Source organism: Lacticaseibacillus chiayiensis, from assembly GCF_004123795.1.
GTDB classification, from domain to species: domain Bacteria; phylum Bacillota; class Bacilli; order Lactobacillales; family Lactobacillaceae; genus Lacticaseibacillus; species Lacticaseibacillus chiayiensis.
Genome location: NZ_MSSM01000029.1, coordinates 29402 through 40899, shown reverse-complemented (window position 1 = coordinate 40899; position 11498 = coordinate 29402). Strand labels below are relative to the sequence as shown.

Below are 11498 nucleotides of genomic sequence, written 5' to 3'. Positions count from 1 at the left end.
CAAAAAGTTGACGTCACTTTATTAATGGTGCACAGTCAGGATCATCTTATGAGTGCCATGACTATTCGTCGACTTGCCGATGAGATTATTGATCTTTACCAGCAAGTCCATGCCCAAAAGTAAAGCGTGCGGCTGTGGCAAGCATCAGCATCATCGTCTTCACCATAACGCGTTCCCCGGCGCAGGGTCTGCATGTAAGAACTTTGGTCGCAATGGCCTAAGACCGGGCCATCCCGCCCAAGGCCACTTACATTCCGACCCCTAAGCGCGCCGGCTCACGCTCACAAGCAAGAGAGGTAATCCCCATGAAAATTGAAAAGACATTACAGACACCGGCAGCATTTTTATATAGTAAAATCGTGGCGCCGGTTCAAGCCGATATTGTCGCAGCAGGTCATCAGCCGGTTGATATGGCTAAACTCGGTGGTTTTACCTACCGCAAGCAATTTCCTGATGGTGAATGGGCACAGGTTAAAGTCACACAAAATGTGATCAATCGCGAATTTGCGATGTTGACCATGACGCGCTTTTCACGGTTTAAAGTCCGTTATTTGATCACGCCGTTGAGTGCCGCGGCCAGCCGCGTTCAGGTGAGTGAAACCGTTCAGCCTATCAACTGGGCTGCGCAACTCAAACAGATGGTGACGGAACTTCTGGTTGGTCACAAACGCCGCCGCAACGTTGGCCGGATGCTCGACTCAATTGAACGGTCGTATCGGACCGCTTAACAAGTCAGCTAAACAAAAAGCGATGGCCAATGACCACTATTAGCGGGCTAATATCAGAATGCATTTGAATTGCGTTGCGGCTTTTGGCATAATTGACGTTGTCTGGTGCCCTTAGCTCAGCAGGATAGAGCGGCCGCCTCCTAAGCGGCAGGTCATCGGTTCAATTCCGATAGGGCACAGTCAAAAGCACAGTCAAGCGGCTGTGCTTTTTGTTAGAGCGCGGTTAGAAACCGGAGTGTAAGTGGCCTCAGACCCAAATGGCTGGGCTTTAGCCATTTGGGTCTGAGGTCCTTACACGCAGGCTTCTGCGCCGGTGAGCGCGTTTTCGCGGCAGTGTCGGGGGAATTTTTTCTTAAATGGGCTTGTCTTTGACTATTGCGTCTAAGCTCTGCTACCCTCATCCTTGCGCAACCAAACATATTTCGACCTTCCACCCACGCCAAAGGAGGATGTTCCCATGCAAGCTTTCATGAATGTTTACGTCCCCGGCTGGTTGATCTTCATTGGCGGCATCCTGCTCATCAGCGCGGTTAATGGCGCAACGGTTCAAGCCATGGTGAATCATGCTGGCCGATCGAACACCCAAATCTGGTACATGAAGCCGGGCATTTTTGTCCACGAGTTGTTGCATGCTGCTATTGCACGATTATTTGGCTTGCATGTGACGAATTTTTCGTTGCGAGCCGATCCTTCGCAAGGCAGTGCCGCGCATGTCAGTTTGCGTTATGATCGGCATGATCCGCTTGCCCAACTGGGGTTGTTTTTATCTAGCAGTGCACCGGTTTGGGGCATCAGTCTTGTCTTGTTGGTCCTTGGTCGGTGGGCATTTTTTCCGGATGGGAATCAGGTGTGGCAGGTGCTGGCGGCTTCATCGAGTCTCAGTGAAAAGTGGGTTATGATGCGCGGTATGGTGGCGATTAATTGGCAATGGCTGGCGATTTTTTTAGTCGTGACCTTGATTTTGACGCCGGGCATCGCTTTATCGCCCCGCGATCTACAGAATATGTGGCAAAGTGCGCCGATTGCTTTTTTAGTCACCATTGTCATTTTTTATCTCTTCCTCACGTTCTGGCCAGCGGGTTTTGCGTGGTGGACCTTATTGAATTTGAATTTATTGTTGTTGGATTTAATGGTATTAGGTTTTAGTCTTGTTATTTGGTTTGTGGTCAATTTGCTTTAAATACGGCAAGTAGATGGCGTAACGTTTAGAAGCTGATACTTTAGAAAAGGGCATCTGTTATCGTTAACAAAATCTATAATCGAGGCAGGGAAAAACCGGTTAGGAGGGAAAGGATGGTTGGCACGCAACCAACGACGATTTTAAAAGAAAAATTCGGTTACGATCATTTTCGAATCGGTCAAAAACAGGCCATTGATCGCGTGATGGCGGGCGAAAGCACCTTAGTCGTGATGCCGACCGGTGGTGGTAAATCGCTGTGCTATCAGGTACCAGCTATGTTGCTGCCGGGCTTGACATTGGTGGTGTCGCCTTTGATTGCCTTGATGAAGGATCAGGTTGACGCTTTAAATGACAATGATATTCCAGCGACATTTATCAACAGCACCCTTGATTATCAGACCATTAACGAGCGACTGGATCAGGCAAAATCGGGACAGATTAAGTTGTTATATGTGGCGCCGGAGCGATTTGATAACGATTGGTTTGTGCAGCAACTTGCTAAGACGCACGTGGCGCTTTTTGCCATTGACGAAGCCCATTGCATTTCGCAGTGGGGGCATGATTTCCGGCCGAGTTATCTGAATTTGGCTCAGGTCGCTGCCCAGTTACCGGCACATCCGCCTGTGATTGCCTTGACTGCAACCGCCACGCCGCGAGTCAGTGAGGATATTTGCCAACGCCTAATGATTCCGGATGATGGGGTCATCAATACCGGATTTGAACGCGATAACCTCAGCTTTAAGGTGGTGCGTGATCAAGACGAAGATCGTTATTTACTGGATTATCTCAAGCTTAATGCTGATCAATCCGGTATTATTTACGCTAGCACCCGCAAAGAAGTGGATCGCCTTTATACATTTTTAGAACACAAAAAGTTACCAGTGGCAAAGTATCACGCTGGTATGACTGAAAAGCAGCGAGCAGCCAATCAGGAAGATTTTCTGTTTGATCGCAAGCCGATCATGATAGCAACGAATGCATTTGGCATGGGCATCGATAAAAGTAATGTTCGTTTCGTGATTCATGCGCAAATTCCCAAGGACCTTGAGTCATATTATCAAGAAGCTGGCAGAGCCGGGCGCGATGGCCTACCGAGTGAAGCCATTTTGCTGTTCAAACCGCAAGATTTACAGGTACAACGGTTCTTCATTGACCAATCTGAAGGTGACGAGGCGCACCAACAGCGGCAATATGACAAACTGAAAACAATGGAACATTATGCCAATACTGACCAGTGCCTACAACAGTTCATTTTGGATTATTTTGGGCAAACGGGAACCAAGCCGTGTGGCCGCTGCTCAAACTGTCTTGATGATCGTGAATCGGTTGATGTGACGATTGATGCGCAAAAAGTATTGTCGTGCGTTGTACGACTGCACGAACGGTTTGGCAAAGGCGTTGTTGCCCAAGTGCTTTCCGGAGCGCACAATCAGCGCGTTTTGTCGTTTCACTTGGATCAACTATCTACTTATGGTTTGATGAAAAATCGTCGTCAGCGTGATATCACGACGTTTATCGATTTTCTGACAGCTGGCGGGTATCTCGAAACTCGCGGTGGCCAGTATCCGACACTTGCGATTACCGCCAAAGGAGCCGAAGTTTTACGCGGTCAGAAAACGGTTTTTCAGAAAACCGCGCAGAAAGCGAAGCAGACATTGGAAGTCGATGACTCAGTTTTCCAGGAATTGCGCAGCACTCGACGTCAATTGGCAGAACAGCAACATTTGCCGCCTTACATGATTTTCTCGGATAAAACGCTAAAGGTGATTGGCAGCGCGATGCCGCAAACGATGGACGAGCTTTTAGCTGTCAAAGGGGTCGGTCAAGCCAAACTCGATAAATACGGTCAAATCTTTTTAGATGTCTTAAAGGCGATCCAGCCCGAAGAAGCCGAAAGCTGAGTCGGCTGGCATATCAGCCAAAAACTAAACCAGGATATTTTCGCAATTGTTGCAAAAATGTTTTGATTTGGTTTTTTAATTGTGCGTGGCATATGACGTCTCGTGCTAGCATCAAAAAATGTCAAAATAAATTAAGAAAAACTGAGATTTCTTTATGAATTCGGTTCCTTTCTGGTTTCATCTCTGGTAAAATAACGGCATGGCGCAAGGTATATCTTTTGGAGTGGAGATGTTGCCTAAAGTGTCTAAAATTTAGTTGTGTGCAAGTTAGCTTTAAATAACTTTTTAAAGAAAGTAAGGGGAACAAAATGGCACGAAAGAAAACTATCACGCATGATCAGATTCTCAATGCAGCGTACGACTTGGTTGTGGAACAAGGCTTTAAGAGCTTTACAGCACGGAATATTGCTAAGAAGATGAACTGCTCGACCCAGCCGATTTATTTGGAGTTCAAGAATATGGCCGAATTAAAGCAAGCGGTCATGGATCGAATTAAAGAACTGTTGGCGCTGAAGATGGCGAAGCACTATACAAATGATCCGGTTGTTGATTTGGGGTTGGCGTACATTTACTTTGCACTAGAGAATCGTCCGCTTTACCGCGCGGTTTTTGTTGAAGATCATTTTGGCGTTGACGAGATGCGCGAATATGCGATGAGTACAGCCATGCGCGTCTTTGATGCTTATGAACCTGCCAAAAACTTAAGCGAAGCGCAACTGCGCAACACGATTTGTGGGGTGTGGATTGTCGCAACAGGGATTGCTAATTTGATGGCACCGGGTTTCATCGATATCTCTCGCGATCAAATGGTTGACATTTTAACCGCCGTGACGCAAGACTTTATTGTCAATGGTCGGTTTTCAGACGATCCGCGAATCTCATGGTTTGAAAAAGCTCAAATCGCACAAGGATATTAAACGATAAACTGGGGAACATCGTTTTGCTGCACGTCACGCTGTCTATAAAACTAATGTGAATAAAAACCTGCTTGCTAATTGGCCATTGTAAGACCGCATGCAAGCAGGTTTTCTTATTGCCTATGCGCTCACAACACTGGAAAATCGTTCAGCAATGCGCTACTTTTGACTTACAAAGCGTTAGCCCAACGCAATGAAACGGACAGCACCTAACGCGTTCGCTGGCGCAGGAGCTGGAGTATAAGGACCTTGGTCGCGATGGCCTAAGCACGGACCATCACGCCCCAAGCCACTTATACTCCGGCTCCTAACCGCGCCAGTTCACGCTCACTAAAACCAAGAAGGAGTCAGCTATGGGAAGTTCATCAGATCTTAAAAATTTATTACGTGAGCGGGTTGCAGCTAAGTACACGATTGATGATTTGAAGGAGACCGGAAAAAAGATTCAGGAGACCATCCCGATTGAGCGCCTCGCTGCCGTTAGCAAAATTGATCGTGATCCAGTTCAGTTTATTAATAGTGTGGAACAGAACTTGACGGAATCGCTATTGCCAATGCGTCATCAACGAATGAGTGCCTCGCAGGCGGCTTTTTTCCGCGGTACTGCCGAACTGATGGCATACGATTTGCGCCAAGGTGAAAAATCCGGGATCAATCTACTAATCGATGGCGATGCGCATTTACAAAACTTTGGCTTTTACGCCTCACCGGAACGGAATCTACTTTTCGACCTCAATGACTTTGACGAAGCCCAGATTAATAGTTTTGAGTTTGATATCAAGCGGCTGCTAACTAGTGTTTACCTGCTTGGCGATCAGCAAGGCTTTTCGGCCGATAAGTTGGATGAGCTCGTTCAAACTGATGCCAGCATTTATCGCAAAACCTTGCGAGACCTGTTCAAGCTCGGGGCCTTGGATCGCTTCTACCAATCCACTGAGGTCAAACACCTTATGCAGGAAATTCCCGGCGCAGAAGACTCGCAGCTGTTGGCGAAATTCGTCAAAAAAGCGACAAAACGCAATAATGATTCTGTCGTTAAAAAATATACGCTGACAACTGATGATGGCCACATGCGGTTTAAAGACGATCCGCCGAGTTCTGTGCGGCTTGATCAGGCAACCTATCAGGCGATTTACGATGGATTTACCCAGTATCGCAAGACCACACGTTCGGATATTCTGGTTTTGTTAAGCCAGTACCGGATTACGGATATCATTCATCACAGTGTCGGTATCGGCAGCTTCGGGACGAATTGTTACCTGGTTTTGCTCAGCGGATTAGGCGGCAGTCATTTAGTGTTGCAGGTCAAGGAAGCATTGCCACCACGGCAGGAACTGTTGCCGCATACCGAACGCATAACGTTACAACAGGAAGTCAGTCAAGGGCAGCGGATCATTGCCGCTCAAATGATTCTTCAAAAAGCATCCGATCCTTTTTTGGGCTGGTTTAACGTTGGCGATAAAAGTTATTACGTTCGCCAATTTCGGGATATGAAAGGGTCGGTGGATCTGGAGGAACTCAACTTCACTGAATTTCAGTACTATACTCAGATGACGGCGTACCTTCTGGCGATGGCACATGCCCAAACGCCGCAAGCAGCAGTCGTCACCGGTTATCTGGATAAGCATTTCGACAGCGCAGTTCAGAGGTGGAGCAAATGGTATCTGAATCAGGTTAAAGCCGATTACGCCGCTTTTCTCCGTGCAGTTGACTCACATCTTCTGGCGTAAACGGCGAGACACCATTTCGAGAATCGCCATTATTCGAATGATTTATGAATCAAAATAAGTTTTGCTTGTTTTTATTAGATTGAGTCTGGCAGAATTAAAGAGAACCTTAATCGCTGGCTAGGAAGGAGGGCAAAGCATGGCGCGGAAGAAGAATCGTCAAAAGCGACCGTTACTTTCAACGGAACAACAGGCCATGATACGTTCGGGCCAAATGGCATTAGCAGATATGAAGTTGCCACGTCGGACCAAGTTTTGGGTCTTTGTCCGCTTGGCAATCAATCGCGTGACTGAATCCAATATCGGCCAAAGTGCAGCGGCTATCGCCTACTATGCGTTATTATCACTCTTCCCTTTGATCTTATTTGTTGCCAACTCTTTGCCGTACCTAGGGCTAACTTACCGTAGTTTAGCAAGTTATTTGACGCAAGCGGTGCCATCGAATGTGATGAAGTGGCTCGATCCAGTGATTGCTAATTTACTGAACACAAGTAGTGGCGGATTGTTGGGAATCGGTGCTGTCGCTACATTGTGGGCCGCCAGTCTAGGCGTGAATGGCCTGAAGATGGGCTTTAATCAGGTTTATGGCGTGGAAACTACGCAAAACTTCATTATTCAACGGCTGTTGTCGATGCTCATGACGTTCACGCTGATTATTGTGATGGGCTCGATTTTGATTGTCTTTGCATTTGGCCGCCAATTTCTCGAATGGCTAATCCCATTGCTCCGGCTGAATGATGATTGGCTGAAAACATTTAATACCTTACGTTGGCCCGTGACCGTTACGGCATTATTCATCATCATTATGTTTCTTGATTATTTTTTACCGAATGTCAAAATCAAAATATGGACAGTGCTGCCCGGCACAGCGTTCACGGTGATTGGCTGGCTTCTGATTGCCCAGGCCTTTTCGTTATATATGCATTATTTTGGCACCCGTTACCTGTCTTACGGTACTATCGGAACGTTTATTGCGATTATGTTATGGCTGAATTTTTCGGCACTGGTCTTGCTGTGGGGTGCGGTGGTCAATGCGCTGACGGCAGAGTACTTCATCGGGCGGCTTCACCGCAGCAAGGGAAAAGTCCACGATTTTGTGAAGCGTCGGGTGAAAGCGCCGCGAACAAAAGAATAATCGTAATTCATTCAGTCTACTTGCGGTGGCAAAAAAGGCTCGCGCGAGAACTTGCGCAAGCCTTTTGGGTTCATTTTATTTTATTGCATAGCCTTGAATTTTTCGACTAACTGCTTGGTGAAGGCTTCCAGACGCTTGATATCGTCTTCTTCAGGAGAAAGATCGATTTTAACGTTCTCGGCTCCTTTGGTTGCTCCGGTTTTGGCGAATGCTCTGTCGAAATCATCGACAGACGTCGCGAAGTCGTCATAGAACCGATCACCGCTGCCGCAGCAGCCATACACTTTACCAGTCAGGTCGAGATCCTGAAGTTCTTCATAAAAATCAACCGCTTCATCCGGTAACTCGCCGTCACCAACATCTGAATAGGTGTAAGTTGCCGTCACACAAATATCAACATCTTCAAAATCGCTGGCCAGGGCTTGCGAAACTTCTGTTGTGGTGACATCCACATTCAAATTTTCAAAAGCCTCTTCAACAATACTGGCGATGTCTTCATTGTTACCGGTTAGGCTGGCATATACAATTCTCGCGCTTGCCATTTTCTTTCTTCATCCTCCTAAAAAAACAGCTCTCGAATTCCGATGACGGCGAGGCTGTTGTTCTTGCTCATTCGCCTGATTATAGCATAGGGTGACAACTTCTGGGCGATTCATTCATCACAATGACTGCACTCGCGCTCTTTTCCAATTAATGCTACACTAATTGCGAGTTAAAATCGTATTGGAAAGCAGGCAAGAAGTTTGATTACCATCAAATCAGCACGTGAAATAAAAGGCATGGCCAAGTCAGGCGCTATTCTAGCAGCAATGCATGTTGGCTTGCGCGATATTATTAAGCCGGGAATCTCAAGTTGGGAAATCGAAAGGTTCGCCAAAGAGTTTTTTGAGTCTCATGGCGCTAAAGCAGAACAGGTCGGGTTTGAAGGCTATAAGTATGTGACCTGCGTCAGTATCAATGACGAAGTAGCCCATGCTGTTCCGCGCAAAGGATTGAAACTAAAAGATGGCGACGTGGTGAGCGTCGACACAGTCATCAGTTGGCATGGCTATTTTAGCGATTCCTGCTGGACATATGGTGTTGGCAAAGTATCAGAGGCTGACCAGAAGCTGATGGATGTGACCAAGAAGTCGTTATATTTAGGGATTGATGAAGCGGTCGTCGGCAATCGAATCGGTGATATTGGTGCCGCGATTCAGACCTACACGGAAGATGACAACGGCTATGGTGATGTTCGTGAGCTTGTGGGTCACGGCATCCAGCCAACGATGCATGAAAGTCCGAATGTGCCACATTATGGCGTGCCAGGTCATGGTTTGCGGCTCAAGGCGGGCATGACGATTACGATTGAACCCATGATTACGGAAGGCACATGGAAGATCAAGGGCAAACAAGTGCCAGGCGATACATGGGAGTACTATGTCACGGCCGATGGCAGTAAATGCGCCCAGTATGAACATACTCTCGTGATTACGGACAATGGCCCAAAGATTCTGACCTCACAAGGTGATCCGATTGATGCCAAGTATCAGCTGACCGAAGACGATCTCAAGACCCTTCCGGAATAATAGGATTCGCCACTAGCCAGATTAAGGAATGCCAAACGGTTGATCAAAACCAGCTATCGCGGAACCTGTAAGCAGGAAGCAACCATTTGTTTCCTGCTTTTGTTGTTTTATTTGGCTAATTATATCGCTTTTAGACGCTATGCTGTCTGATAATAGGCATTGCAGGAATAAGAGAAAAGAGGGACGATATGGCAGCTCAAGAAGCATTGATCTCAGTTATCATGCCAGTCTATAACGCCGAAAAATATCTGGCTCAGGCGCTGGATAGTTTGCTGGCGCAAGATTATCCGAACTTTGAGATCATTTGCGTAGATGACGGGTCAGTGGATACCAGTAAGGTGATTTTAGCAGGCTATGCCCGTCAGAATGCGCGATTGCATGTTGTTCGAGTTAAAAATGGTGGCCAAGCCCGCGCACGGCAAGTTGGCATTGAACACGCCAAGGGCTCGTTCCTTGCTTTCATGGACAGCGATGATCTGGTTCATCCCCAGTGGTTATCAACTCTGGCAGAAGGTATGCAAACGCCCCAGGTCGATATGACGGTGGTCAACTACTATAACTATATTGGCAGCACTAAAATTAAAGCCCGTTCGTTTCGCGCGCCTGTATTTACGATCGAAGGTGATGACAAGTATCGGTATTGGCTTGAGGACCATGATTTGCGGGGCTACTTGTGGAACAAAATGTTTCGCTCCGATTTGTTTAAGAAGCCAGTGCCGGTCGCCAACTTTAATTTACTTGAAGATGCTTACTTCATTGGCCAGCTCTTGCCGCGTATTGATCAAATTTATTTTGTCGATCAACCGCGCTATTACTACCGATTTAACGCGACCAGCAGTGTTCACGCCAAATTTCAAAAGCGTGATTTGGAAGCCATTCATCAACTGGGAGCGGTTTTTTTGACCCTCGCTCGAGAGAAACCTGAATTAACTTCGTTGGCAGTGCGCCGATATGCAGCATTGAGTTTGTTTGTGCTATCGAAAATGTCGCCGCGACAATTGGTGGCTAACTGGGGATATGCTCAACAGCTGGGAATGGTGTTGGCTCAGTATACCCGCGAATTTCAGGGGATTATTTCGGCAGGGGATGCCACTATGCTGGCTGCAGACAAGCCGGGAAAAGCCGGCCTTTTAGGTAAGCTGCGTGCCTGGTCGCATTTGTTAGGCTTGCCGACGTTTGATGACTTGAATAAGCTGGCCGGCCGTGAAAGTGATGTGCCTAAGAAGGAGTCGTGAAGAACGGCCATGTTGAATGGAGATTGATTCTGTCGCGTTCAGGTGTTTGCTGGAGGTTCTTTTCTATAACGCGCTTATATAAAAAAGCAGCCTCACCTTTTTTCAGGCGCTGGCTGCTTCATATCGATAATCATTGAAAAATGGGGTGCCGTGTTTGGGGAGGTCAGTTATGACCCTTTATTTTACGCGGGCTTTTTTTCGGTGGTGAAGAGGTCGGTGCTGTTGGTTTCGGTCACTTTAGCACTGACCGGTGTGACATAGAGGTTCATGCCTTCCTTTTTAAATGCCTGTGCCTGGGCAACGGCGTCGGCGAATTGCTGCGCCTGCTCGGCTGTGATCTCGGCATCGTATTTGTTGATCCGAATGCTGGTGGCTTTACCAGCTTCGGACTTAAAACTAAAAATTAGTGTTTTCATCGATAATCCCTCCGATTAACTTAGGCGACGATAGCAGCTTGTTGTTGCAAAACGGTGCTGGTCAGAGCTGCGTTTGGATAAAGCTTTGCAAACGCTTGACCGATTGCCAGCAATTCCTCGTCTTTGGCATCAGGGTCAACGTTGTTCATCCGACGCACCTGCTTAAAAGCTTCGTTCTCTGGGTCGGTCAGGGTATAAACAATTGTTTGGCTCGTGATATTGCGGCTCATGGTGATTCCTCCTTATAGTGAATGACTGGTTTGTTAACGACTCGGCCGATGTCGGTTAACAGTGGCTTGGTTTGTAAGGCGTTTGTTTTGCCTTACACTGATATAAATTGCTGAGCAGGGTCATTTGACAACCCTAGAAAGATTTTTGCTTTGGAAAACAGAAATGGTAGGATAATTAGCCCGCTTTTTCGCATATAACATAAGTCCCTTGACCATATGCTCAATCCAGAAGTCAGCATATCTAGAGGCCACTTATACTCCGGTTTCTAAACGTGCCAGTTTACGCTCTTGCGGAAACGCGTTCACTGGCGCAGAAACCTGCGTGTAAGAACCTCTAGACACAAATCACCAAAGCCCAGTCATTTGTGTCTAGAGGCCACTTACACTCCGGTTTCTAAACGCGCCAGTTTACGCTCTTGCAGAAAGTCTAATGTCTGCTAAAATAATTAAGGTATTTCTTT

Annotated in this window: 12 protein-coding genes and 1 tRNA gene; 10 read left to right on the top strand and 3 right to left on the bottom strand. The window is 47.0% G+C overall.

Annotated features, from left to right (window positions below; genetic code table 11):
- The 8 genes from BVJ53_RS11080 to BVJ53_RS11040 all read left to right on the top strand — a co-directional run.
- Positions 1–123 (top strand): PTS lactose/cellobiose transporter subunit IIA (locus BVJ53_RS11080; protein WP_137295990.1); only part of this gene is annotated, 123 nt, incomplete at its 5' end.
- Positions 124–305: 182 nt separating this feature from the next.
- Entirely contained in the window at positions 306–728 is a 423-nt protein-coding gene (locus tag BVJ53_RS11075) for a DUF3284 domain-containing protein (RefSeq protein WP_129302446.1), read from the top strand.
- A gap of 105 nt (positions 729–833) precedes the next feature.
- A tRNA-Arg gene (locus BVJ53_RS11070) sits at positions 834–907 on the top strand.
- Between the two features lie 278 nt (positions 908–1185).
- A complete protein-coding gene (locus BVJ53_RS11060) occupies positions 1186–1908 on the top strand; it encodes a hypothetical protein (protein WP_129302444.1) in 723 nt (240 codons plus the stop codon).
- A 113-nt stretch (positions 1909–2021) separates the two neighbouring features.
- Complete coding sequence (recQ, locus tag BVJ53_RS11055; protein ID WP_129302443.1) at positions 2022–3809, top strand: DNA helicase RecQ; 1788 nt, start codon at positions 2022–2024, stop codon at positions 3807–3809.
- A 308-nt stretch (positions 3810–4117) separates the two neighbouring features.
- Positions 4118–4726, top strand: a complete 609-nt coding sequence (locus BVJ53_RS11050; RefSeq protein WP_129302442.1) for a TetR/AcrR family transcriptional regulator — start codon at positions 4118–4120, stop codon at positions 4724–4726.
- Positions 4727–5079: 353 nt separating this feature from the next.
- Positions 5080–6456: a DUF2252 domain-containing protein gene (locus tag BVJ53_RS11045; RefSeq protein WP_129302441.1), complete on the top strand. Its 1377-nt coding sequence runs from the start codon at positions 5080–5082 to the stop codon at positions 6454–6456.
- Between the two features lie 136 nt (positions 6457–6592).
- A complete protein-coding gene (locus BVJ53_RS11040) occupies positions 6593–7588 on the top strand; it encodes a YihY/virulence factor BrkB family protein (protein WP_129302440.1) in 996 nt (331 codons plus the stop codon).
- Positions 7589–7668: 80 nt separating this feature from the next.
- On the opposite strand, the gene BVJ53_RS11035 is transcribed toward BVJ53_RS11040, so the two are convergent.
- Entirely contained in the window at positions 7669–8130 is a 462-nt protein-coding gene (locus tag BVJ53_RS11035) for a flavodoxin (RefSeq protein WP_129302439.1), read from the bottom strand.
- Positions 8131–8331: 201 nt separating this feature from the next.
- Here BVJ53_RS11035 and map point away from each other — a divergent pair, with 201 nt between their 5' ends.
- Together map and BVJ53_RS11025 are read left to right on the top strand one after the other, a co-directional pair.
- Positions 8332–9156 (top strand): type I methionyl aminopeptidase, encoded by an 825-nt coding sequence (gene map / locus BVJ53_RS11030; RefSeq protein WP_129302438.1) that lies wholly within the window; start codon positions 8332–8334, stop codon positions 9154–9156.
- A gap of 188 nt (positions 9157–9344) precedes the next feature.
- Positions 9345–10391, top strand: a complete 1047-nt coding sequence (locus BVJ53_RS11025) for a glycosyltransferase family 2 protein (RefSeq protein ID WP_129302437.1) — start codon at positions 9345–9347, stop codon at positions 10389–10391.
- Between the two features lie 182 nt (positions 10392–10573).
- On the opposite strand, the gene BVJ53_RS11020 is transcribed toward BVJ53_RS11025, so the two are convergent.
- Both BVJ53_RS11020 and BVJ53_RS11015 read right to left on the bottom strand, forming a co-directional pair.
- Positions 10574–10807 carry a DUF2922 domain-containing protein gene (locus tag BVJ53_RS11020; RefSeq protein ID WP_129302436.1) on the bottom strand — a complete coding sequence of 78 codons (234 nt, stop codon included), beginning with the start codon at positions 10805–10807 and terminating at the stop codon, positions 10574–10576.
- Between the two features lie 20 nt (positions 10808–10827).
- Entirely contained in the window at positions 10828–11037 is a 210-nt protein-coding gene (locus BVJ53_RS11015) for a DUF1659 domain-containing protein (protein WP_129302435.1), read from the bottom strand.
- Positions 11038–11498: the final 461 nt, after the last annotated feature.